The sequence below is a fragment of the Halomonas cibimaris genome, from assembly GCF_055379665.1.
This window is the reverse complement of sequence record NZ_AP043828.1, coordinates 1138082-1158861: the sequence shown is the minus strand read 5'-3', so window position 1 is coordinate 1158861 and position 20780 is coordinate 1138082. Positions and strand designations below refer to the sequence as shown.

The following is a 20780-nucleotide window of genomic DNA, read 5'->3' as shown; positions in this document are numbered from 1 at the left end:
CAATCGGTTACGGGAGAACGCATGATCGCACTGCGCGAAGTCGCGCTGCAACGCGGTACGCAAACGCTGTTGGACGGCGCCGAGCTGACCCTGCACGACGGCATCAAGGCCGGCATCATCGGCGCTAACGGCACGGGTAAAACCAGCCTTTTCAAGCTGCTGCTGGGTGAAATCGGCACCGATCAGGGCGAGGTGGTCATCAGCGGCGGCCAGCGCATTGCCCACATGGCCCAGGAAATCCAGGCGCTTGAGCGTTCGATTCTCGACTACGTGCTGGACGGCGATCACGCCCTGCGCCGGGTCGAGGCCGAGCTGGCAGCCGCACAGGCCGCCGCTGATGCCCATCGCGAAGCCGAGCTGCACGGCATGATCGACACCCTCGACGGCTACACCGCCGAGGCCCGGGCCGCCCAGCTGCTGGTGGGGCTGGGGTTTGTTCAGGCTGATCTGGACCGGCCGCTTTCGGACTTTTCCGGCGGCTGGCGCATGCGCGTCAACCTTGCGCGCACGCTGTTCATGCCGTCGGATCTTTTGCTGCTTGACGAACCCACCAACCACCTGGACCTCGACGCCCTTTTGTGGCTGGAACAGTGGCTCAAGCGCTACCCGGGCACGCTGCTGCTGATCTCTCACGACCGCGATTTTTTAGACGCGGTGTGCGATCACATCGTCCACATGCACCATAAAACGGTGGAGCTCTACCGCGGCAACTATTCGCGCTTTGAGCGCACCCGGGCCGAAAAACTCGCCCTGCAGCAGGCCGAAGCTGAAAAACAGCAGGCCCGGCGCGAAGAGATCGAGCGCTTCATCGCCCGTTTCAAGGCCAAGGCCACCAAGGCCCGCCAGGCCCAGAGCCGGGTGAAGATGCTCGAACGCATGGAAGACATCGCCGTGGCCCACGTGGATTCGCCGTTTCACTTCACTCTGCCCGCCGCAGACAAGACCTCCCACCCGCTTTTGGTGCTGGATCAGGCCAGGCTGGGCTACGTCACCGACTCAGGCGAGCGCACCCAGCTTGACCACGTCAACCTCACGCTGCTGCCCGGCAGCCGCATTGGCCTTTTGGGCCCCAACGGCGCGGGCAAGTCCACCCTGATCAAATCACTCACCGGCGAGCTTGCCCTGCTCGGCGGCGAGCGCGTGCCCGGCGAGCACCTGTCCATCGGCTACTTCGCCCAGCACCAGCTCGAAGGGCTGGATACCGGCGCCACGCCGTTTGTTCACGTGCAGCGCCTGTCGCCCACGGCGAGCGATCAGGCCATCCGCAACTTCATCGGCGGCTTTGGCTTTAAAGGCGACGATGCCTTCGCCACCGTGGGCAACTTCTCCGGCGGCGAAAAAGCCCGGCTGGCGCTTGCGCTGATCGCCTGGCAAAAACCCAACCTTTTGCTGCTCGACGAGCCCACCAACCACCTGGATCTGGAAATGCGCGAGGCGCTGACCCAGGCCATCGCCGGCTTTGACGGCACCGTGATCATCGTCTCTCACGACCGCCACCTGCTGCGCGCAAGCGTGGACGACTTCTGGGTCGTCGCCGATCAGCGAGTCGAGCCCTTCGACGGCGATCTGGACGACTATCACGTCTGGCTGAAAACCCGCCTGGACGCCCAGCGCCGGGAGGCCAAACGTAAAAGCCAGAGCGCCAAGGCCGAGCCGGCCCCCCGAGCGGAAACCCGCTCCGAGCCGGCCGCCTCCGCCGGCGCCACCGCCGATGAGCGAAAAGCGGCGCGCAAGGCCGCCGCCGAGGCGCGCGAAAAGCTGCGCCCGCTGAAAAAGCAGCGCGACCGGGCAGAAAAAGCCGTAGAGAAAGAACAGCGCTCGCTGGCCGCGCTGGAACAAACCCTGGCCGACCCTGCACTTTACACCGACGCCGCGCGCAAGGCCGAGCTGGAACAGACGCTGGCCGAGCAGGCCAAGGCCCAGAGCCGGCTCAACGCCGCCGAGCAGGCGTGGCTGGAAGCAGAGGAAGCGCTTGAGAACAGCGGCGCGTAGCGCAACCGCAAGGCAACGTCAGCTTTCCAGCAAAAACGTCACCGGCCCGTCGTTGACCAGCGCCACCTGCATGTTCGCGCCGAACTCGCCGGTGGCCACCGCAAGCGAATGGCGGCGCGCCTGCGCCACCAGATAGTCAAACAGGCGTTCGCCGTCAGCGGGCGGCGCGGCGCTGGAAAAGCTCGGCCGCAGGCCCTTGCGGGTGTCCGCCGCCAGGGTGAACTGCGATACCAGCAAAAGCTCGCCTTCGACCTGCTGCACGTTGCAGTTCATCTTGCCGGCCTCGTCGCTGAACACCCGGTAGTGCAAAAGCTTGTGCAAAAGCTTATCGGCGCTTTGCTCGGTGTCGCCTTTCTCCACGCCGACAAGCGCCAGCAGCCCGCTACCGATAGCGCCTGCCGTGCGGCGTCCGGCTTCATCGTCAATCTCAACGCTTGCGCGGCGCACGCGCTGAATCAATGCTTTCATGGGCCGCTCTCCTTGAGCGAATAGCGCCTACCACCAGGCATGAAAATGATGCACCGGGCCGCAACCCTGGCCCACGTTCAGCCGCTCGCTTGCCTCAAGCGCTGCGTGCAGCCAGCGCTTGGCCTTGCCAATGGCGGCCACGGCGTCGGCGTCCGTGCTGGCGGCCGGCAGGCGGGCAAGGGTGGCGGCAATGGCCGAGGACAGCGAGCAGCCGGTGCCGTGCAGGTTGTGCGTGGCCACCCGCAGCGCGGATAGCCACTCGTAGCGCGCCGGCGTGGCCAGAAGATCCGAGCACTGCTCGCCTTTCAGATGCCCGCCCTTGAGCAGCGCATAGGGCGCGCCCAGCGCCGTCAGCGGCTTCACCAGCGACGCCATTTCCGCGGTCGTCGTGGGCGTGGGCGCATCCAGCAGCACGGCGGCTTCGGGCAGGTTGGGAGTGATCACATCAGCCAGCGGCACCAGCACGTCGCGCACCGCGCGAATGCCGGCATCGTCCACCAGCACATCGCCGCTTTTGGCGACCATCACCGGGTCGAGCACGATCCAGCGCGGGCGGCGCGCACGCAGCGCCTCGGCAATGACTTCGGCCACCTCAAGGCTTGCCACCATGCCGATCTTTACCGCGTCAAGGCGAATGTCATCGAGCACGGCCTCCAGCTGCTGGGCAATAAACGCCGCCGGTACCGGGTGAACGCCGCGCACGCCCTGGGTGTTCTGGGCGGTCAGCGCGGTTATTACGCTGGCGCCGTAGCCGCCCAGCGCCGAAAACGCCTTCAGATCGGCCTGGATGCCGGCACCGCCGGACGGGTCCGACCCGGCAACGGTCAGCACGCGGGGGATGAAAGAGGGGCTAGACATGACGCTCCTTGATGAACAAAGGGACGAAAAAGCAAGGGCGCGAGCCGGCGCTGATCACCGGTCCAGCGGCGCTCAGCCAAGGAGGCAGGGTGGGTCGGGGCATAGCGAAGTCTCGTGGCATTATCAATCGAGGGATCAGGCCCGGGCGTTGCGTATCACATCCAGGCAGGCAAGCGGCAGCGGCAGATCTACCGCGATGGGGAGATGGTCGGAAAACAGATGGTTCAGCACGCGCACCTCGGTTGCCTCCATGCTGCGCGAGACCAGAATATGATCCAGCGCTCGGCGCGGCTGCCAGGCCGGATAGCTTAAAAGCGGCTTGACCGGATGCAGATCCAGAGAGGTGCGAAACCGCTTGTGGGCGTGGATCTGCTCCGGCGTAGTGTTCAGATCCCCCATCACCACCACATGGCGCAGCGGCCGGATGATCTCACTGAGGTAGTCGAACTGGCGGCTGCGCCCGCGCTGGCTGAGTGCCAGATGGGCAACAAAAATGTGCAGCGCTTCGGGCCCTGTGCCGAAACGCGCGTGTATCGCCCCGCGCCCGGGCAGCATACCCGGCAGGCGATGCTCCTCCACGGCGTCCGGCGCCAGCCGCGAAAGCAGCCCGTTGCTGTGCTGGGCCACGCGGCCCAGATTGCGATTGAGCTGCTGATAGTGGTGCGCAAACCCCGCCTGGGCGGCAAGGTATTCCACCTGGTTGACGCTGTTGGAGCGAAAGCTGCCGCCGTCGGCTTCCTGCAGCCCCACTACGTCATAGCGGCTCAGCACCCGGCTCATCAGCGCAAGCCTGCGGGTTCGGTGCGGATGCGGCAGCAAATGCTGCCAGCCCCGCGTGAAATAGTGGTGATACGCCGAGGTCTGGATACCCACCTGAAGGTTGAACGTCAGCAGCCGCAAATGGCCGCTGCTCAACGGTGAGGTGAGAGTATCCGACATGGGTATGACCGCCTGTTTGAGAAAATAACGTTGGCCCGGGCGCCGCTACGCGTCGTCGCTGTCGCTACCGCCGCCTTGCTCTTTTCGCGTGCGCTGGATCAGCGCCTCGGCCACCTTGGGCATGTTGGCAAGGCTGCCGGCGCTTTGCGGCGTAACGACGTAGCGTCCGTCGACCACCAGCGCCGGCACGCCTTTCAGGCGCATGTTGCGCAGCCGAGCGTGGGCCTTGTTGACCTGGGCTTTCACGCCGAAGGAATCAAGCGCCTTGCGAGCCGCGTCCTGGCTGACGCCGTAGTTGGAAAAAAACGCAGCGAGCGTGTCGGTATCGGTCAGTTCACGGCCCTGCTCATGGAGGGCGTCGAAGAAATCTGCGTGCAGCTCGTCTTCGATGCCCAGCGCCTGGGCGGCATAAAACGCCCCGGCATGCACGTTCCAGGCCCCGCCCATGGTGGCCGGCTGCTGCACGACCACAACGTCGTCGGGCAGGGTCGAGTACCACTCGGTCACCGCCGGCTGCAGACGATAGCAGTGCGGGCAGCCGAACCAGAACACCTCGGTCACCTCAATCTGGTCGTCTGCCGCCTGGGTCGTGACCGGCGTTTCCAGCCGCGTGTAGTCCTCACCCTCGGTCAGGGTTTGCGCGCTGACGGCCGCCGACAGGCCCAAGCCTGCCAGCGCCACGATAGCGGATTTGAACATACGCTGATTCTCCTTGAAAAAAGCCGTTCGCCCGCCGTGGCGGCGCGGCCAAGCAATCAGTGCAGGCCCAGCACGTAGTTGGCCACCGCTTCCATATCGCTGTCGCGCATCTTGTCGGCGATGTTGCGCATCACAGCCCCCGGATCGTTGGCACGCTCACCGGCGGCAAAGTCGCTAAGCGTCGAGACCACGTACTGCGGATGCTGGCCGGAAAGCGCCGGATACACCGCGCTGCCGATGCCCTTACCGGTGGGCGTGTGGCAAGCCGCACAGGCGGGAATACCCTGGCTTAGATCCCCCGCCCGGTACAGGTTTTGCCCCCGTTCCAGCATTTCGGAATCGGCGTCGTCGGCCTGGCCGCGGCTGGGCGTCTGCTTGGCGAAGTACGCCGCTACGTCCCAGGCGTCCTGATCGGAATAGTTGTCTACCTGACCGGCCATCTGGGCGACCACGCGATCACCGTCGCGAATATCCATGATCTGTTTGGCCAGATAGGACGCCTGCTGGCCGGCGAGATTGGGGAACATGCCCATCTGGCTTACGCCGCCGTCCCCGTGGCAGGCTGCGCACGCTTGCGCCATCTCCTCGCCTGCCGCCGCGTCGGCATTGGCGGAGAGCTCTGCCGACTGTGCATGAGCGGTGCCCGCGGCACCCATGATAATTGCCAGGCTTGCCAGTAACTTTCTCATTGCGCTTCCATTATCTCGTTGTGTAATCCCGTTGATCGATGGCGAATATGCCCTGGGCGCTCCCCGGAGTCGGCCGTGCACCAAGACGGACGCACAGTGCTAGACTAGCGCCCCGGAGCGCAGGTATAAACTCGCCCGAGTATAACGAATCCCCCAGGCTGCGGGAATGCGCGTTCACGCTGACAACTATCCTAAAACGTGCTGACCGCCGGCGATACGCCTGTGATCGGCGGATTCGTCGCCTGTATCACCACCGCTTGCCGGCTTTTTGCCGGAGACCGTTTCCCAGGACCCACACCATGCCCGCATCGCCCCAGACGCTGAACTACGCCACCGCGCACTTTATGAAAAGCGCCCCGACCCTTGCCCAGTGCCCGCCGGACAGCGGCGCCGAGGTGGCCTTTGCCGGGCGCTCCAACGCCGGCAAGTCCAGCGCCATCAACACCCTGACGCGGCAAAAGGCCCTGGCGCGCACCTCGCGCACGCCCGGGCGCACTCAGCTTATCAACAGCTTTAGCCTGATGGGCAACGATGCCCTGCGGCTAATTGACCTGCCCGGCTACGGCTATGCCAAAGTACCGGAAGCGGTCAAGCGCGAGTGGCAGGCGCACCTTTCCGACTACCTGCGCCGTCGCCAGAGCCTGCGTGGCCTGGTGCTGCTGATGGACGTACGCCATCCGCTTACCGAGTTTGACCAGCTGCTGCTGGAGCTGGCCGACGAGCGTGACCTGGCGGTGCATATTCTGTTGACCAAGGCCGACAAGCTGAAAAAAGGCCCGGCCAAGGCCACCCTGCAAAAAGTCCGCCGCCAGCTGTTTGAATGGGAAGACCTGGTGACAGTGCAGCTGTTTTCGGCGCTGAAAAAAGACGGCCTGGACACGCTTTCCCACCGGCTGGATCAGTGGCTGGGAGCCCACCCGGACGCCATGCTCTAACTAAGGCCGGGCGGGCCGCGCAGCGCCTTTACCTGCCGCGCCTTTCTCGCCACTCAAGCAGCTCCGGCAGCTCTTTGATATGCGCAATGCGCGCCACCCCAGCAGGCAGCGCCCGGTCATCGCGCTCGGACACCCAGGCGGCGTACATGCCAAGCTCGGCGGCCGGAAGAATATCCTCTTCCCAGGAATCGCCTACGTGCATGGCGCGCGCAGGCGCAGCATCAAGGCGCTCAAGCGCGGTAAGAAACGCGCGCGGGTCAGGCTTGGGGATCAGCAGCTCGCCGGCGGCAATCGCCACGGGAAAACGATGCGCAAGCGGCTGACGGGCCAGCTGGATGTTGCCGTTGGTGATCGCCGCCAGCCGATAGCGCCGGCCCAGCGCTTCAAGCAGCGCATCGGCCTCCGGGTGCGGGGTTACGCCCAGGCGCAGGCGGTGAAACTCGTTCATCGCCGCCCCGGCCCACATCAGCGCCGCGCTGCGGTTGAGCCCGCAGGCTTGCAGCTGCTCTTCCAGCGCGCGCAGGCGCAGCCAGGTAAAGTCCCCGCCTCGCTCGGGCACTTCCCGGGCCAGCCGCCGGCGGCGTTCGGCGTAGTCGGCCAAGCCGTTTTCATGGCTCGGCATCCGTTCCGGCTCGCCCCGGGCCCGGCACCAGGCGGCAAGGGCTTCGCGCAGCCAGCGATAGTGGCCGTGCTCGGTGCGCGCCATCACACCGGCGTTGTCCCACAGGGTATCGTCCAGATCAAAGGTCATCGCATCAAGCATGAAACCGGCCTTTTTGCTCAAGTATCGCGCCGCCTCGCCCGGGGGTGGGCGGCGTCGTAGCTTTCTGCCAGGTGCTGCCAGTCCAGCCGGGTATACACCTGGGTGGTGGACAGGTTGGCGTGGCCCAGAAGTTCTTGCACCGCGCGCAGGTCCTGGCTGGACTCCAGCAGGTGGCTGGCGAAGGAGTGGCGCAGCCGGTGGGGGTGCAGGTGCTCGGGCAGGCCGCGCTCAAGGGCAAGACGCGCCAGGCGCTTTTGAATCGCCCGGTGGCCAAGCCGCCCGCCCCGGCGGCTGACAAACAGCGCCGTCTCCCCCGCCGCGGCAAGCTCGCCGCGCACGCGGTACCACGCATCCAGCGCCTCGCCGGCGCGCCGGCCCACCGGCACCTGCCGAGGCTTGCCGCCCTTGCCCAGCACCCGGGCGTGCGTGGCCTTGATATCGCCCGTGTCCAGCGCGGCAAGCTCGGCCAGGCGCAGCCCGGCGGTATAGAAAAGCTCCAGCACCGCCTGGTCGCGCCGCGCCAGCGCCGAGCCGTCGTGAGGGGTGTCGAGAAAGCGCGCCAGCACGTCCACGTCTACCGGGCGCGGCAGATGATCGGGCTGTTTGGGGGTGCGCAGAAGCGTCACCGGGTTATCTGCCAGCAGGCCTTCGGCCACGGCGTACTGACAAAACCGCGACAGCGCCGCACGGCGGCGGGCGAGGCTGCGCGGGGCCAGCCCGCGGGTGCGTTCGGCGGATAAAAAGCCCCGGGCAAGGGCGGTGTCGATCTGTTTGACAGCGCTGGCCTCACGCCGCCGGGCGAACGCTTCGAACGCGGCCAAATCCCGGCGGTAGGCGTCCACGGTCGCCGGGCTTGCGTGCCGGCCAAGGTCGGCCAGAAAGGCTGCGATACCGTCGTTCAGCGACGAGCGGCCTTCCGCCTCGGCGCTCACGTCTTCAGCGCTCATGCCAGGCCTTTTCCACCGGCCCCAGCCGGGTCAGCAGCCGGGCCACCACGTCGCCCAGATACTCGCTGAACTGGGTATCCATGCTCGCACGGTACTGCTCGGCGTCGGGGCTTGCCAGCACGAGATACCCCAGCGTATCGCCGGCGGCAAGCCGGGTAATCGCGCAGGAGCCGGGCTTTTCGGGGGCCGGCGCGTGGGGGATCAGGCGCTTCCAGTCGCTCAGCCCCAGCCGGGCACAGCGGCTGGTGCGGCCGTCGAGCAGCGCGTTGAGCCGGGTGCCGGCGTGGTGATCCAGCACCTGGCGCGGCGGCTGGGGCATGGCCGGTTCGGCGTCGCTGAGCTCGGGGGCGCACCACAGCGCTACCGCCGGGGTGGCAAAGCGCTCGCTCATTTGGGTGGCCAGCGCCTGGGCCAGCGCGTCCCGGTCGGGTGCTTCCAGCAGCACCAGCAGGGTATCGCGCAGCCGCCGGTACTGGCTTTCGGTGTGGCGGGCGGTGTCCAGCAGGTGATCGAGCCGGCCTTCGGCGCGCTCGGCCCGGGTGCGCAAATCCAGCACCAGCCGCTCGAGCAGCGATACCGCGCCGTCGATGTGCGGGTGCGGCACCTTGAGCTGCTGCAACAGCCCCTCGCGGCCGACGAAAAAGTCGGGGTGGCGCGCCAGCCAGAACGCCACCTGATCCGGTTCCAGCGTTTTGCGGGGTTCCGGGGTCCGGGTCATCGCCATATTCTCCCTGTCAAACCAGTAAAGCCCTGCCCGGCCGTCGGGCATGCCCTCAGCGCAGCGCCACGCGGCCGTCGAACACGCGCTCGGCGGGGCCGACCATCACCAGCGACGCGTCAGGGCCGGCCCACTCGACGGACAGCTCGCCGCCGGGCAGCGCCACCGTCACCGGGCTTTTCAAAAGCCCTTGGCGAATGCCGGTGGCTACCGCCGCGCAGGCCCCGGTGCCGCAGGCCCACGTCTCGCCGGTGCCGCGCTCGAATACGCGCAGGCGAATATAGTCCGGCGCGACCACTTCCATAAAGCCGGCGTTGACGTTGCAGGCAAAACGCGGATGCGCCTCGATCAGCGGCCCGAGCTCGGCCACCGGTGCGCTGTCCACGTCGGCCACCTGCAGCACCGCGTGGGGGTTGCCCATGGATACCACGCCGATTTCCAAACGCGCGCCGTCCACCTCCAGCGCGTGCAGCGGCCGGTCGCCCGGGGCGTCAAAGGGCAGCGCCGAGGGCGTAAAGCGCGGCTGGCCCATGTCCACCCGCACCCGGCCGTCGTGCTGCACGGCCAGCATCAGCGGGCCGCCGGCGGTTTCCACGCGGATCTCGCGCTTGTGGGTCAGCCGCTGGTCGCGCACAAAGCGGGCGAAGCAGCGCGCGCCGTTGCCGCAGTTCTCCGCTTCGCTGCCGTCGGCGTTGTAGATGCGGTAGCGAAAGTCCATGTCCGGGTCGCGCGGCGGCTCCACCACCAGCAGCTGGTCAAAGCCGATGCCGAAGCGCCGGTCCGCCAGGCGGCGCACCTGGGCGGCGTCGATGCGGGCGCGCTGGGTGATCAGGTCGATCATCACAAAGTCGTTGCCCAGCCCGTGCATCTTGGTGAAGTGCACAAGCATCAGCGCGACGCTCCGCGCTCGGGCAAAAGCGCCTCGCCGGCCCACAGGTCTTCCATCCGCTCGCGCCGGCGCACCAGGTGGCAGGCGTCGCCGTCGACCATCACCTCGGCCGGGCGCGGGCGGCTGTTGTAGTTCGACGCCATGACAAAGCCGTAGGCCCCGGCCGAGCGCATGGCCAAAAGGTCACCGGCGGCCACGGCCAGTTTGCGCTCCTTGCCCAGAAAGTCGCCGGTTTCACACACCGGCCCGACCACGTCGTACACCGCGGACTCCCGCTCCTTGCGCGCATCCACCGGCACAATGGCTTGCCAGGCATCATAAAGCGCCGGGCGCAGCTGGTCGTTCATGGCGGCATCGACAATGGCGAAGTTTTTGCTTTCGCCGGGCTTTAAAAACGCCACCCGGGTCAGCAGCACGCCGGCGTTGGCGGCGATCGAGCGCCCCGGCTCGAACAGCAGCGTGAGGTTTTCCGCGCCGTCCCAGCGCGCCAGCCGTTCGAGCAGCTGGCGGGCGTAGTCCGACGGGTGCGGCGGGGTTTCGTCGCGGTAGGTCACGCCCAGCCCGCCGCCGAGATCCAGATGCGAAAGCTCGATGCCGTCTTCGCGCAGCCGCTCCATCAGCAGCAGCAAACGGTCGAGGGCGTCGAGAAACGGCGCGGTTTCGGTGAGCTGGGAGCCGATATGGCAATCCAGCCCCACTACGTTCAGGTGGGCAAGCTCAGCGGCCCGGGCGTAGACGGCCGGCGCATCGCCGATGGCAATGCCGAACTTGTTGTCTTTCAGGCCGGTGGAAATGTACGGATGGGTGCCGGCGTCCACGTCGGGGTTGACCCGAAGCGACACCGGTGCGGTAACCCCAAGCTCGCCGGCCACGGCATTGAGCTGCTCAAGCTCCGGGCGAGATTCAACGTTGAAGCACTTGATACCGACTTCCAGAGCGCGCGCAAGCTCGGCGGGCTGCTTGGCCACGCCGGAAAACACCACCTTGGCCGGGTCGCCGCCGGCCTGCAAAACGCGCTCAAGCTCGCCCACCGAGACAATATCAAACCCCGCGCCCAGCCGCGCCAGCACGTTGAGCACCGCCAGGTTGGCGTTGGCCTTGACCGCGTAGCAGATCAGGTGCGGGTGCTCGCCCAGCGCCTGGGTATAGGCGCGGTAGTGGCGCTCCAGAGTGGCGCGGGAATACACGTAGCAGGGCGTGCCGTGCTCTTCGGCAATGCGCGAAAGCGCCACGTTTTCGGCGAACAGCGCGCCGTCTCGGTAATTGAAATGATCCATTGACGTCCTCTTGAGCCCGGGCGGCGGCAGGCAACCGGCCCCGGGACGTGGTTTATTCGCGCTCGGCGGCAGGTGTCTTGTCGGTCGCTGGCTCGGCGGCACCGTCTTCCGGCAGATACAGCGGGCCTTTCTGGCCGCAGCCGGCCAGCATGACAGAAAGGCTCAGCAGCAGCGCGGCAACACTCGGCGCCCTGGCGGTCATGCGCCTCATGTGGTGGCCTTGATTTCGACCAGCGTGGCCCGGGCGCGGGCGGCCGCGGCGCGGACCTGATCCGGCGCGGTACCGCCGATGTGGTTGCGCGCCGCCACCGAGCCCTCAAGCGTCAGCACATCGAACACGTCCGGCTCGATGACGCTGGAAAAGCGCTTGAGCTCGCCCAGGGTCATCTCCGAGAGGTCTTTTTCCTGCTGCAGGCCGTAGGCCACGGACTGGCCGACGATGTCGTGGGCGTCGCGGAAGGCAACCCCCTTGCGTACCAGATAGTCGGCGAGATCGGTGGCGGTGGAAAAGCCCTGGCGGGCGGCTTCAAACATGTGGGCCGCCTTGGGCTCAATGGCCGGCACCATGTCGGCGAACGCCTTGAGGCAGTCGAGCACCGTGGTGGCGGTGTCAAAAAGCGGCTCTTTGTCTTCCTGGTTGTCCTTGTTGTAGGCCAGCGGCTGGGATTTCATCAGCGTCAACAGGCTGACCAGATGGCCGTAGACCCGGCCGGACTTGCCGCGTACCAGCTCCGGCACGTCGGGATTTTTCTTCTGCGGCATGATCGACGAGCCGGTGCAGAACCGGTCCGGCAGATCGATAAAGTCAAACTGGGCGCTGCTCCACAGCACCAGCTCCTCGCTCATCCGCGACATATGCATCAGCAAAATGCTGGCAAAGCCAGCGAATTCGATGGCGAAATCGCGATCGCTCACCGCGTCCAGCGAGTTCTCCGCCGGGCGCTCAAAGCCCAGCAGGTCCGCGGTCACGTGGCGGTCGATGGGATAGGTGGTGCCGGCCAGCGCCGCCGCCCCCAGCGGCAGCACGTTCATCCGCCGGCGGCAGTCGAGCAGACGATCGTGATCCCGGGCGAGCATTTCCTGCCACGCCAGAAGATGGTGGCCGAAGGTCACCGGCTGGGCGGTCTGCAGATGGGTAAAGCCGGGCATGATGGTGTCGGCCTGGCGGTCGGCAAGCTCGACCAGGCCTTCGCGCAGGCGGATCAGCTCGGCTTCGATCGTATCGATGGCGTCGCGCAGATAAAGGCGAATATCGGTGGCCACCTGGTCGTTGCGCGAGCGGCCGGTGTGCAGCTTCTTGCCGGTAATGCCGATTTTTTCGGTCAGCCGCGCTTCGATGTTCATGTGGACGTCTTCCAGCGGCACCGACCAGGCAAACTCGCCGCGCTCGATCTCGTCGCGGATTTCGTTGAGTCCGGTCACGATGGCTTCGCGCTCGTCGCGGCTGAGCACGCCTACCCGGGCCAGCATGGTGGCATGGGCAATGGAGCCCTGAATATCCTGACGGGCCAGGCGCCGGTCAAAGTCGACCGAGGCGGTAAAGCGCTCGACGAAAGCGTCGGTGGGCTCGCTGAAGCGACCGCCCCAGGACTGGTTGGTGGCTTGACTCATGGCAGACGTCCCTTAGATAAGCAGATAAAATCACAGCATCCGTATCGGCGGCACGGCCGGGGCGCCGCCAGCGTGGCATACGGCCACGGTTCACCGGGCAAAACGATACAGCCGGGCAGAGAAAACGATACAGCCGGGCAGAGAATACAGCCGGGCAAAGATAGTATATAGGCAAAGGTATAATAGAGGCTTGCTTGTGTGTACCGGCAGCGCAAAAGTGTACCAGAGTCGTCAGGGCCACGCGCACGCCCGGGCCGCGATTTTTCCTAACCGCTCAGGTGCTTTATGATAGCGCTCATCACCGTTTATATGGCCGCTTGCCGGCCCAAGGGAGAATAACGTGCCATCCATTACCAAGCTGCGTATCGCCACACGCAAAAGCCAACTGGCCATGTGGCAAGCCGAGCATGTGCGCGACCGTCTGATCGCCACCTATCCGGAGCTGGAAGTCGAGCTGGTGGCCATTTCCACCAAGGGCGACAAGATCATCGATACGCCGCTGGCCAAAATCGGCGGCAAGGGGCTGTTCGTCAAGGAGCTGGAAGAGGCCATGCTCGACGGCCGCGCCGACATTGCCGTGCACTCGATGAAAGACGTGCCCATGAGCTTTCCCGAAGGCCTGGGGCTTTCGGTCATTCTCGACGGCTCCGATCCTACCGATGCCTTTGTCTCCAACCACTATCACCGCGTCGACGAGCTGCCCGAAGGCGCCCGAGTGGGCACGGCCAGCCTGCGCCGGGGCCTGCAGCTGCGCGAAGCGCGTCCGGACCTGGAGATTCTCAACCTGCGCGGCAACGTCCAGACCCGTCTGGGCAAGCTCGACGCCGGCGAGTTCGACGCCATTATTCTGGCAAGCTCCGGGCTGATCCGTCTGGGGCTTGAAGCGCGCATCGCGCAGGCGCTGCCGCCGGAAGTCTGCCTGCCCGCCTGCGGCCAGGGGGCGTTGGGCATCGAGTGCCGCCTGCACGACCCGGAAATGATCAGCCTTTTGACCCCGCTTGACGACGCCGACACCGCCACCCGGGTGCGCGCCGAGCGCGCCATGAACACCCGCCTGGACGGCGGCTGCCAGGTACCCATCGGTGGCCACGCGATTCTCGACAAGGACGCCGAAACCCTGTGGCTGCGCGGCCTGGTGGGCAACCCCGAAGGTACCGAGGTGCTGCGCGCCGAAGGCCGGGGCTCCATGCACGAGCCCGAAGCGCTGGGTATTCGCGTGGCCGACGACCTGCTCGACCAGGGCGCCGGCGATATTCTTGCCGACGTATACGGCCGCCAGTGACCATGCAGCCGGTGCTGATCACCCGGCCCGGCGAGCGCGGCGACGCGCTGGCCTGTTCGCTGCGCGAACACGGCCATGCGGTGGAGAAGCTGCCCATCATGGAGCTTGTTCCGCTCATTGAAACGCCCGGCCAGCGCAGCATCTGGCTGAATATCGACCAGTACGGCAAAATCATCGTGGTCAGCCCCTTTGCCGCCCACTGCCTGGCCGAGGCGCTGGATCGCTACTGGCCGCAGCTGCCCGTAGGCATCGGCTACTATAGTGTCGGCACCGCCACCGCCGAGGCGCTGCACGCACGGCTCGGCGTGCGCGTACGTACCCCGCCGCCGGACGCCGGTGAGGACACCAGCGAGGCGCTGCTCACGCTGCCTTCGCTGCGCCGGCTGGACGGCGAAAAAGTCCTGCTGATCGCCGGCGAAGGCGGGCGCATCATGATGACCGAAACGCTGGCCGAGCGCGGCGCCCGGGTGACCCGCAGCGAAGTCTATCGCCGCGAGTACCGCCCACCGCCGGCCGGCGCGCGCCGGCGGCTTGACGCCGGCGATTATCGGGCGCTGATCGTCACCAGCGGCGAAATGCTGCAACATCTGGCACCATGGTGCTCACCGAGCGCCTTGCACCAACCGCTAATCGTGTCCAGCCAACGTTTGGCTACACTGGCTGACACGCTGGGCTTTACCGCCACCACGGTGGCGCCGGGGGCAACACCGCCCGCACTGACCGCCGCGCTCGCGCGCGTTTCCTGACCGGGCGCCGATGTCGACCAAGGATTCTCACAAAGGCTAGCCATACATGAACCAACACGACAACGAGCAAAGCGATGTGCCGAAGGCGGCCGCCAACGCCAAGCGCGACGATGCCGCCGCCGGCAAGGGCAGCAATAAAAGCGGCGCCAAGCCGGCCAAAAACACCAAGCCGCCGGAAAGCGGTGCCAAGCCGGCCAAAAACGCCGGCAGGGCAGCGTCCGGCGCCGACGGTAAAGCCGCCGCCTCGAAGCCCGGCAAGCCACCCGGCGCCGGCAACGCGCCGGCACAAAGCGGCGGTGGCAGCGCTAAAGGCACCGCCGCCATTGTGCTGGCGCTGATCGTCGCCGCGGCCCTGGCGCTGCTGGCCTGGCAGGGCTGGCAGCGGCTGCAAGGCCAGCAGCAGCGCCTTGACACGCTGGCCGCAAGCGTCGACGGCCGCGCCTCCCAGCAGCGCGTTGATGCGCTGGCAGCGCGCCTGGAAAGCGGTGAAAAAGACCGCGATCAGTCGCTTGAAAGCGCCCTGGGCTCGCTACGCAGCGAGTTCTCCGACTACCGCCAAAGCGTGAACAAAACCCTGGATAAAGTGCTCACCCAGCTCTCCCAGGAGCAGGACACCGACGCGCGCGACTGGCTCCACGCCGAGGCCGCCTACCTGCTGCGCCTGGCCAACCAGCGCCTGCAGCTGGAAGGCGACGTACAGGGCGCCGCCGCGCTGCTGCGCTCGGCCGATGCGCGCCTGAAAGATGCCGACAACCCTGCGCTGACCGCGGTACGCCGCGAGATCGCCCGCGATCTGTCCGCGCTACAGGCCGTGCCTGACGTGGACGTAAGCGGGCTTTATCTGGCACTGGATGCCCAGCAGGAGCGCATTCAGACGCTGCGTCTGGATCAGGACGTTGAGGCGCAAAAAGTCGAATCCGGCATGCAGCAAGCCCCCAGCGGCACCTTCCAGCGCCAGCTCGCCCGCTTTGGCCAAGAGCTCAAGGATCTGGTGGTCGTGCGCAAGCACGACGACGCCCTGGAAGCGCTGGTGACCCCCAAGCAAGAGGCCTACCTGCGCCAGAGCCTGCGGCTGATCACCGAGCAGGCCCAGCTGGCCCTGCTCAAGCAGGAAGAAACGCTCTATACCGGCAGCATCGATGACGCGCTTGAATTGATTAACGGCTACTTCGACACCGACCGCGCCGATACCCAAAGCGTGATGGCACGCTTCAAGGAACTCAAGCAAAAGCAGATCACACCGGAACTGCCCGACATCAGCGGCTCCCAGCAAGCCCTTGCCGAGTTCATCGACAAGCGGTTCAACGCGCGCCGCGCCGGCGGAGGTGACGCATGAGAAAGCTCGTATTGCTGATCGTAGCCGGGCTGGCCGTCGGCGCCCTGTTTGGCCATTTGATGATGTCGGTGCCCGGCTACTGGCTGATTCGCGTCGGCGACACCTCGGTGCAGACGTCGTTCTGGTTTGGCCTGGTCGTGCTGCTCGGCGCGTTTATTGCCCTGCACTTTGCGCTGCGCCTGCTCGGCGGCATTGTGCGCCCGGTAGGGCGCTTTCGCCGCTGGAGCGGCCGGGCGCGTAACCGCCGCGCCATGAAACATACCGTGCGCGGACTGGTGGCGCTGACCGAGGGGCGCTGGAAAAAAGCGGAGAAAACCCTTTCCCACGCCGCTGCCGATTCCAGCACGCCGCTGGTCAACCACCTCTCGGCCGCACTCGCCGCGCACTACCAGGGCCGCTACGAAACCTCCCAGGAGCATCTCAACCAGGCCCAGCTCACCACCGACGGCGCCGATGCGGCCATCGGCCTGATGCAGGCCCAGCTGATGATCGACCGTCAGCAGCCCGAGGAAGCCCTGGCGATTCTCAACCGGCTGGATAAAAAGCTTGCCAACCACCCCCAGGTGCTCAAGATGCTCAAGCAGGTGCATCTAAGCGTCAACGACTGGGACGGCCTGCGCCGGCTGATCCCGCGGCTGGCCCGGCAAAAGCTGATTTCCACCGCCGAGCGCGAGCAGCTGGAAAGCCGTGCCTACCGCGAGCTGATTGTTTTCGAGGCCAAAAACCCCGGCGATATCGAGCGCGTGCGCAGCCTCTGGGCCGACATGCCCGACTACCTGCGCGCCAATACCGAGCTGATCGTGCTGTACACCGAAGCACTGGTGCACGCCGGCGAAGACACCATTGCCGAGCGCCTGCTCAGCTACTCGCTGGACCACCACTGGGACGCGCGGCTGGTCAAGCGCTACGGTCTGCTCAACGTCGATCCCCGCCGCCAGCTGGCCAAGGCCGAAGACTGGCTCAAGGAACGCCCCAACGATCCGGAGCTGCTGCTCACCTGCGGGCGGCTTTCGCTGCGCACCGGCGCCTGGGCCAAGGCTCAGGAGTACTTCGAGACCAGCCAGCGCCAGCGCCCCAACGGCATGGTCTGTGCCGAACTGGCGCGGCTCTACGCAAGCCTTGGCGATCACAACAAAAGCCAGCTCTACTACCGCCACAGCGTCGACATGCTGGCCCAGTCGCTACCGTCGCTGCCCCAGCCCAGTGCGGAGCAGCGCAAAGACGACGCGGCCGACAAACAAGACGCCAAGGGCGCAAAAAGCGCCTGATGCCGCCTTGCCGGCTTTGTTTCTACCCTGACGGGCGCCTGCGGGCGCCCTTTTACGTTCGGCCCCGTACGCCGTTCACCGCTTGCAACGCCAAACGACCGCCGTGCTCACCATGACCCGTATCGCCCAGGCCCTGGGCCTGACCCGCCAAGCCGCCGTTTTCGGCGCCAGCACTGCCGCCATGGCGCTGGCGTCTTTTGCCATTGCCTCGCTTTTTCACCTGCCCAACGCCTTCTGGGCGCCCATGGCGGTGTGGATCGTAGCGCAGCCCTCCCGGGGGCTGCTGTTGGAGCGCGGGGTCTACCGCCTGCTGGGTACGCTTGCCGGCGCCGCGGTGGGGTTTGCGCTGCTCGCCGCTCCCCTGCCGCTGGCGCTGGCGCTCGCCCTGCTGGCCGGCTGGGCCGGCGGCTGTGCGGCACTCACCCACCTGACCCGAGCCTCGTTCGGCTACGCCGCGCTCATGGCCGGACTCACGGCAAGCGTGGTGCTGTTGCCCAGTCTCGCCGCCGGCAGCGCCAGCGCGGCCATTGCCCTGGCGCGGGTGGTCTGCACGCTGATCGGCGTTGTCTGTGTGATGGCCATGGGCATGGTTTTGCTCCCCGCGCCGCCCCGGCGCGAGCTGCTCGGCCGAGTCCGCCGCCTGGGCGGCGAGGCGCTCAGGCAGCTGGCCCGGGACGAGTCCCGGCCGGCAGACGATGAGCTGCTTTTGTCCCTGACCCGGCTGGAGCAGCAGCTGGCTCCCAGCCACGCCGGCCCTCTGCGGGGCTCCTCCGGGGCGCAGGTCAGCGGCGCCTTCGTTGCCGCCACGCTAAGCCTGCTGGCCATGGCCCGGCTCACCGGCCGGCAGCCCCTGCCGGCACCGCTCAGAGACGCGCTGGAAAGCGCCGCCGACGCCCTCGACAGGCCTGCCCGGCACGCAAGTGCGAGCGCGGCGCTTGAGCATGCCGCCCGTCAGGCTCAGGCGTTCTCGCCGCGGCTGGCGCGGCTGCTCGACCAGCTGGTCGATGCCGAAAACGCCGCGGCTGCCTGGCTCGAACCGCATCCTTCGCGCCGCCCGCCGCGCATTACCCTGCCCACGCGCCGGGATACCCCTTCGGCGCTGATTGCCGGCGCCGCCGGCGGCGTGGTGACGCTGTTCGCCGGGCTGCTGGTGGCCTATTCGGGGTGGGACAACGCCTGGCTGCCGGCCATGGGGCTATGCACTTTTACCATGGTGCTGTCGAGCATGGACGTGCCCCAGGCGCTTGCACCGCGCATGCTGCAGGGCATTATCGTCGGCGTCAGCCTGGCGGCGGCGTTTCGGCTGTGGCTGATGCCCCACGCCCAGGGGCTCGGGGATATCCTGCTGATGCTGGCCCCCTTCATGCTGTTTGGCGGCCTGGCCCGGGCCAGCCGCATCACCAAAATACCGGCGCTGGACGGCAACATGTGCTTCATGCTCGCCAGCCAGCCGTTTCTGCAGGCCCCCACCGCTTTGGGCAGCGTGCTTCAGGACGCCGGCTCGCTGATCGCCAGCATTGCCCTGGTGGCGCTGGCCTACCGGCTGCTGCCCCGGGACCCCGGGCGCCGCGCCGGCCACCTTGCGTGGGAGATGCTGCGCGACATCGAGCGCCTGTGCGGCCGGCACAACAGCCCGCCGCCGGATGACGGCTGGTACGGGCGCATGTATCGCCGCCTGCTGCGCCTGATGATCCACGTGGGACGGGCACAGGAAAGCGGCAGCGCCGGCCATGCCGGCACGCTGGGAATGCTTAATCTGGCCGACGGTGTGATCCGGCTGCGCACGCTGCTGCAGACCGCGGCCCTCACCGACGCCGAGCATCGAACCGCCCGGCAGCTGCTGGAAGCGCTGCGCCACCTGCGTCGGGCACCCGACGGCGTTACCCGGGCCCTTGCCGAACTGCCGTCGGAGAAGCAAGACTCCGCCCTGGCCGGCCTTGCGGCCCAGCTGCGCCACGCCCTTGACGACACCGCCGCCCTGCGCCGCCGAGCGTTGCGCTTTCAACGCTAGGCGCTGCCGTGTTCGGCCACCACGGCCTGCAGCGCGGCGTAATAGCCCTGGCTGCCGAGCCCCGCGATCACCCCGTCGGCGCGTAACGAGACGTAGGAGTGCTGGCGAAACGCCTCACGCTTGTGCACGTTGGACAGATGCACCTCGATGACCGTGCCGTCAAAGGCGTTGAGCGCGTCCAGAATTGCCACCGACGTGTGGGTATAGGCCGCCGGATTGATGATGATAGCGGCAGTGCCGTCGCTGCGGGCCGCCTGAATAGCGTCGATCAGCTCGCCCTCGTGATTGCTTTGCCGGTGCGTAAGCACCGCGCCGGCCGCCTCGGCCCGACGCTCAAGGGCGCGGTTGACGTCGGCCAGGGTTTCGCTGCCGTAAATCTCCGGCTGGCGCGTGCCCAGCAGGTTCAGGTTGGGGCCGTGCAGTACCAGCACCTTGAGCGAATCCGACATGGTCATTCTCCTTGTAATAGCGGTGGGGACATTCAGGTTTCAACTCCGGGCCAGCCGCTGGCCCAGCCGCGCGGCCGCCAGCCAGCCGGCAACGCTTGCCGCCACGTAGCCCAGCGCAAGCCCCGGCTGTCCGCGCTGCCAGAGCACCACGGCATCCACGCTGAACAGGGAAAAGGTGGTAAAGCCGCCGCAAAAGCCCGTGGTCCAGAAGGCGTGCCAGCGCGCCAGCGCGCCGCCCGGCGACTGCGCAGCCCGGGTGGAGTAGGCGGTCATCAACGCCGCACCGGCCAGATTGACGCCAAGCGTTGCCAACCAAAACGCTGAGCCGATCATCGCCGCCGCTGCCAGCGTGATCGCATAGCGTGCGCCCGCGCCCAGCGCGCTGCCCGCGGCCACGCTCAGATAAAAGCGCAGCGCCGTCATACGCCGCCTCCCAGAGCGACGGCATCGCCCAGCGTATAGCCCAGCGCCGCCAGAACGATACCGCCGCCTGCGCTAAGCGCGAGGTAGGCACACGCCGCCCGGCGGCGGCTTTCCTGCCACAGCGAAAGCGCCTGCTGGGCAAGTGACGACACCGTGGACAGCCCGCCCAGCGCCCCGGTGGCCGCAAAGGCCCAGAAAAGGCCGGCCGCCTGGCTTTGTGCCATGCCGCCGGCCAGCGCCCCCAGCACAAGCGCCGCCGTATAGTTAGCCACAAGCGTCCCCCAGGGCAGGGCGTCGCCCCAGTAGCGCGCCCCCGCCCTGGCCATAAAAGCGCGCAGCGCGCCTCCCAGGGCGCCGCCCGCCATAACGCCCATCAGTAGCGTGGTGCTGAACATACAGACTCCTTGAACGGGCCGGCATTACGCCTTTTGCAAAAGGTTATCCACAAGCAAGACGCGTCTTGACATTCTGTTGATAACT

Annotated in this window: 22 protein-coding genes; 7 read left to right on the top strand and 15 right to left on the bottom strand. The window is 66.9% G+C overall.

The annotated features are described in order from the left end of the window. The first annotated feature begins 21 nt into the window (after window positions 1–21). Window positions 22–1992 (top strand): ABC-F family ATP-binding cassette domain-containing protein, encoded by a 1971-nt coding sequence (locus tag ACZ415_RS05325; protein ID WP_344704826.1) that lies wholly within the window; start codon window positions 22–24, stop codon window positions 1990–1992. 18 nt (window positions 1993–2010) lie between these two features. Here ACZ415_RS05325 and dtd read toward each other — a convergent pair whose 3' ends face one another. The 5 genes from dtd to ACZ415_RS05300 all read right to left on the bottom strand — a co-directional run bounded on the left by dtd (window position 2011) and on the right by ACZ415_RS05300 (window position 5645). Beyond that, a complete protein-coding gene (dtd, locus tag ACZ415_RS05320; protein WP_344704825.1) occupies window positions 2011–2460 on the bottom strand; it encodes a D-aminoacyl-tRNA deacylase in 450 nt (149 codons plus the stop codon). Window positions 2461–2487: 27 nt separating this feature from the next. Continuing rightward, window positions 2488–3318: a bifunctional hydroxymethylpyrimidine kinase/phosphomethylpyrimidine kinase gene (gene thiD / locus ACZ415_RS05315; protein WP_344704824.1), complete on the bottom strand. Its 831-nt coding sequence runs from the start codon at window positions 3316–3318 to the stop codon at window positions 2488–2490. A gap of 135 nt (window positions 3319–3453) precedes the next feature. After that, window positions 3454–4257: an endonuclease/exonuclease/phosphatase family protein gene (locus ACZ415_RS05310; RefSeq protein WP_344704823.1), complete on the bottom strand. Its 804-nt coding sequence runs from the start codon at window positions 4255–4257 to the stop codon at window positions 3454–3456. Window positions 4258–4302: 45 nt separating this feature from the next. After that, a complete protein-coding gene (locus tag ACZ415_RS05305) occupies window positions 4303–4956 on the bottom strand; it encodes a thiol:disulfide interchange protein DsbA/DsbL (RefSeq protein WP_344704822.1) in 654 nt (217 codons plus the stop codon). A gap of 56 nt (window positions 4957–5012) precedes the next feature. Further along, on the bottom strand, window positions 5013–5645 hold the full coding sequence (locus tag ACZ415_RS05300; RefSeq protein WP_344704821.1) for a c-type cytochrome: 633 nt from the start codon (window positions 5643–5645) through the stop codon (window positions 5013–5015). 299 nt (window positions 5646–5944) lie between these two features. Between ACZ415_RS05300 and yihA the strand changes: the two genes are divergently transcribed. Then, window positions 5945–6580 (top strand): ribosome biogenesis GTP-binding protein YihA/YsxC, encoded by a 636-nt coding sequence (gene yihA / locus ACZ415_RS05295; RefSeq protein ID WP_344704820.1) that lies wholly within the window; start codon window positions 5945–5947, stop codon window positions 6578–6580. Between the two features lie 28 nt (window positions 6581–6608). Here yihA and ACZ415_RS05290 read toward each other — a convergent pair whose 3' ends face one another. Genes ACZ415_RS05290 through argH form a run of 7 tightly spaced genes read right to left on the bottom strand, consistent with a single transcriptional unit; the run spans window position 6609 to window position 12785 of the window. Then, window positions 6609–7343: an HAD family hydrolase gene (locus tag ACZ415_RS05290; protein WP_344704819.1), complete on the bottom strand. Its 735-nt coding sequence runs from the start codon at window positions 7341–7343 to the stop codon at window positions 6609–6611. A gap of 17 nt (window positions 7344–7360) precedes the next feature. Beyond that, complete coding sequence (locus ACZ415_RS05285) at window positions 7361–8290, bottom strand: tyrosine recombinase XerC (protein ID WP_344704818.1); 930 nt, start codon at window positions 8288–8290, stop codon at window positions 7361–7363. Then, window positions 8280–9008, bottom strand: coding sequence for a DUF484 family protein (locus tag ACZ415_RS05280; protein ID WP_344704817.1), 729 nt, complete (start codon window positions 9006–9008; stop codon window positions 8280–8282). The genes ACZ415_RS05285 and ACZ415_RS05280 overlap by 11 nt, the downstream gene beginning before the upstream one ends. Before the next feature lie 55 nt (window positions 9009–9063). Further along, a complete protein-coding gene (dapF, locus tag ACZ415_RS05275; protein ID WP_344704816.1) occupies window positions 9064–9897 on the bottom strand; it encodes a diaminopimelate epimerase in 834 nt (277 codons plus the stop codon). Continuing rightward, window positions 9897–11174, bottom strand: coding sequence for a diaminopimelate decarboxylase (lysA, locus tag ACZ415_RS05270; RefSeq protein ID WP_344704815.1), 1278 nt, complete (start codon window positions 11172–11174; stop codon window positions 9897–9899). Before lysA ends, dapF begins: the two co-directional genes overlap by 1 nt. 52 nt (window positions 11175–11226) lie before the next feature. Further along, the gene (gene lptM, locus ACZ415_RS05265) at window positions 11227–11376 is read right to left on the bottom strand and encodes an LPS translocon maturation chaperone LptM (RefSeq protein ID WP_464387772.1); all 150 of its coding nucleotides are present in this window, start codon (window positions 11374–11376) and stop codon (window positions 11227–11229) included. A 5-nt stretch (window positions 11377–11381) separates the two neighbouring features. Then, on the bottom strand, window positions 11382–12785 hold the full coding sequence (gene argH / locus ACZ415_RS05260; protein ID WP_344704813.1) for an argininosuccinate lyase: 1404 nt from the start codon (window positions 12783–12785) through the stop codon (window positions 11382–11384). A gap of 340 nt (window positions 12786–13125) precedes the next feature. On the opposite strand from argH, the gene hemC reads away from it, so the two are divergent. From hemC to ACZ415_RS05235, 5 genes are all read left to right on the top strand, one after another. After that, a complete protein-coding gene (gene hemC / locus ACZ415_RS05255; RefSeq protein ID WP_344704812.1) occupies window positions 13126–14067 on the top strand; it encodes a hydroxymethylbilane synthase in 942 nt (313 codons plus the stop codon). 2 nt (window positions 14068–14069) lie between these two features. Next, window positions 14070–14813, top strand: a complete 744-nt coding sequence (locus tag ACZ415_RS05250) for a uroporphyrinogen-III synthase (RefSeq protein ID WP_344704811.1) — start codon at window positions 14070–14072, stop codon at window positions 14811–14813. 46 nt (window positions 14814–14859) lie between these two features. Next, window positions 14860–16149: a uroporphyrinogen-III C-methyltransferase gene (locus ACZ415_RS05245; RefSeq protein ID WP_344704810.1), complete on the top strand. Its 1290-nt coding sequence runs from the start codon at window positions 14860–14862 to the stop codon at window positions 16147–16149. Continuing rightward, window positions 16146–17417, top strand: coding sequence for a heme biosynthesis HemY N-terminal domain-containing protein (locus tag ACZ415_RS05240; RefSeq protein WP_344704809.1), 1272 nt, complete (start codon window positions 16146–16148; stop codon window positions 17415–17417). The genes ACZ415_RS05245 and ACZ415_RS05240 overlap by 4 nt, the downstream gene beginning before the upstream one ends. Window positions 17418–17499: 82 nt before the next feature. Further along, window positions 17500–19428 carry an FUSC family protein gene (locus ACZ415_RS05235; RefSeq protein WP_464387771.1) on the top strand — a complete coding sequence of 643 codons (1929 nt, stop codon included), beginning with the start codon at window positions 17500–17502 and terminating at the stop codon, window positions 19426–19428. On the opposite strand, the gene aroQ is transcribed toward ACZ415_RS05235, so the two are convergent. Genes aroQ through ACZ415_RS05220 form a run of 3 tightly spaced genes read right to left on the bottom strand, consistent with a single transcriptional unit; the run spans window position 19425 to window position 20695 of the window. Beyond that, on the bottom strand, window positions 19425–19877 hold the full coding sequence (aroQ, locus tag ACZ415_RS05230; protein WP_344704808.1) for a type II 3-dehydroquinate dehydratase: 453 nt from the start codon (window positions 19875–19877) through the stop codon (window positions 19425–19427). The genes ACZ415_RS05235 and aroQ overlap by 4 nt on opposite strands. A gap of 39 nt (window positions 19878–19916) precedes the next feature. Next, window positions 19917–20300, bottom strand: a complete 384-nt coding sequence (locus ACZ415_RS05225) for a fluoride efflux transporter FluC (protein ID WP_344704807.1) — start codon at window positions 20298–20300, stop codon at window positions 19917–19919. After that, the gene (locus tag ACZ415_RS05220) at window positions 20297–20695 is read right to left on the bottom strand and encodes a fluoride efflux transporter FluC (protein WP_344704806.1); all 399 of its coding nucleotides are present in this window, start codon (window positions 20693–20695) and stop codon (window positions 20297–20299) included. The genes ACZ415_RS05225 and ACZ415_RS05220 overlap by 4 nt, the downstream gene beginning before the upstream one ends. Between the last annotated feature and the right edge of the window lie 85 nt (window positions 20696–20780).

Excerpts from the sequence above, each read along its gene's own strand:
- ACZ415_RS05325 (WP_344704826.1), top strand. The coding sequence starts at position 22 with ATGATCGCACTGCGCGAAGTCGCGCTGCAACGCGGTACGCAAACGCTG.
- dtd (WP_344704825.1), bottom strand. The coding sequence starts at position 2,460 with ATGAAAGCATTGATTCAGCGCGTGCGCCGCGCAAGCGTTGAGATTGAC.
- thiD (WP_344704824.1), bottom strand. The coding sequence starts at position 3,318 with ATGTCTAGCCCCTCTTTCATCCCCCGCGTGCTGACCGTTGCCGGGTCG.
- ACZ415_RS05310 (WP_344704823.1), bottom strand. The coding sequence starts at position 4,257 with ATGTCGGATACTCTCACCTCACCGTTGAGCAGCGGCCATTTGCGGCTG.
- ACZ415_RS05305 (WP_344704822.1), bottom strand. The coding sequence starts at position 4,956 with ATGTTCAAATCCGCTATCGTGGCGCTGGCAGGCTTGGGCCTGTCGGCG.
- ACZ415_RS05300 (WP_344704821.1), bottom strand. The coding sequence starts at position 5,645 with ATGAGAAAGTTACTGGCAAGCCTGGCAATTATCATGGGTGCCGCGGGC.
- yihA (WP_344704820.1), top strand. The coding sequence starts at position 5,945 with ATGCCCGCATCGCCCCAGACGCTGAACTACGCCACCGCGCACTTTATG.
- ACZ415_RS05290 (WP_344704819.1), bottom strand. The coding sequence starts at position 7,343 with ATGCTTGATGCGATGACCTTTGATCTGGACGATACCCTGTGGGACAAC.
- ACZ415_RS05285 (WP_344704818.1), bottom strand. The coding sequence starts at position 8,290 with ATGAGCGCTGAAGACGTGAGCGCCGAGGCGGAAGGCCGCTCGTCGCTG.
- ACZ415_RS05280 (WP_344704817.1), bottom strand. The coding sequence starts at position 9,008 with ATGACCCGGACCCCGGAACCCCGCAAAACGCTGGAACCGGATCAGGTG.
- dapF (WP_344704816.1), bottom strand. The coding sequence starts at position 9,897 with ATGCTTGTGCACTTCACCAAGATGCACGGGCTGGGCAACGACTTTGTG.
- lysA (WP_344704815.1), bottom strand. The coding sequence starts at position 11,174 with ATGGATCATTTCAATTACCGAGACGGCGCGCTGTTCGCCGAAAACGTG.
- lptM (WP_464387772.1), bottom strand. The coding sequence starts at position 11,376 with ATGACCGCCAGGGCGCCGAGTGTTGCCGCGCTGCTGCTGAGCCTTTCT.
- argH (WP_344704813.1), bottom strand. The coding sequence starts at position 12,785 with ATGAGTCAAGCCACCAACCAGTCCTGGGGCGGTCGCTTCAGCGAGCCC.
- ACZ415_RS05250 (WP_344704811.1), top strand. The coding sequence starts at position 14,070 with ATGCAGCCGGTGCTGATCACCCGGCCCGGCGAGCGCGGCGACGCGCTG.
- ACZ415_RS05245 (WP_344704810.1), top strand. The coding sequence starts at position 14,860 with ATGAACCAACACGACAACGAGCAAAGCGATGTGCCGAAGGCGGCCGCC.
- ACZ415_RS05240 (WP_344704809.1), top strand. The coding sequence starts at position 16,146 with ATGAGAAAGCTCGTATTGCTGATCGTAGCCGGGCTGGCCGTCGGCGCC.
- aroQ (WP_344704808.1), bottom strand. The coding sequence starts at position 19,877 with ATGTCGGATTCGCTCAAGGTGCTGGTACTGCACGGCCCCAACCTGAAC.
- ACZ415_RS05225 (WP_344704807.1), bottom strand. The coding sequence starts at position 20,300 with ATGACGGCGCTGCGCTTTTATCTGAGCGTGGCCGCGGGCAGCGCGCTG.
- ACZ415_RS05220 (WP_344704806.1), bottom strand. The coding sequence starts at position 20,695 with ATGTTCAGCACCACGCTACTGATGGGCGTTATGGCGGGCGGCGCCCTG.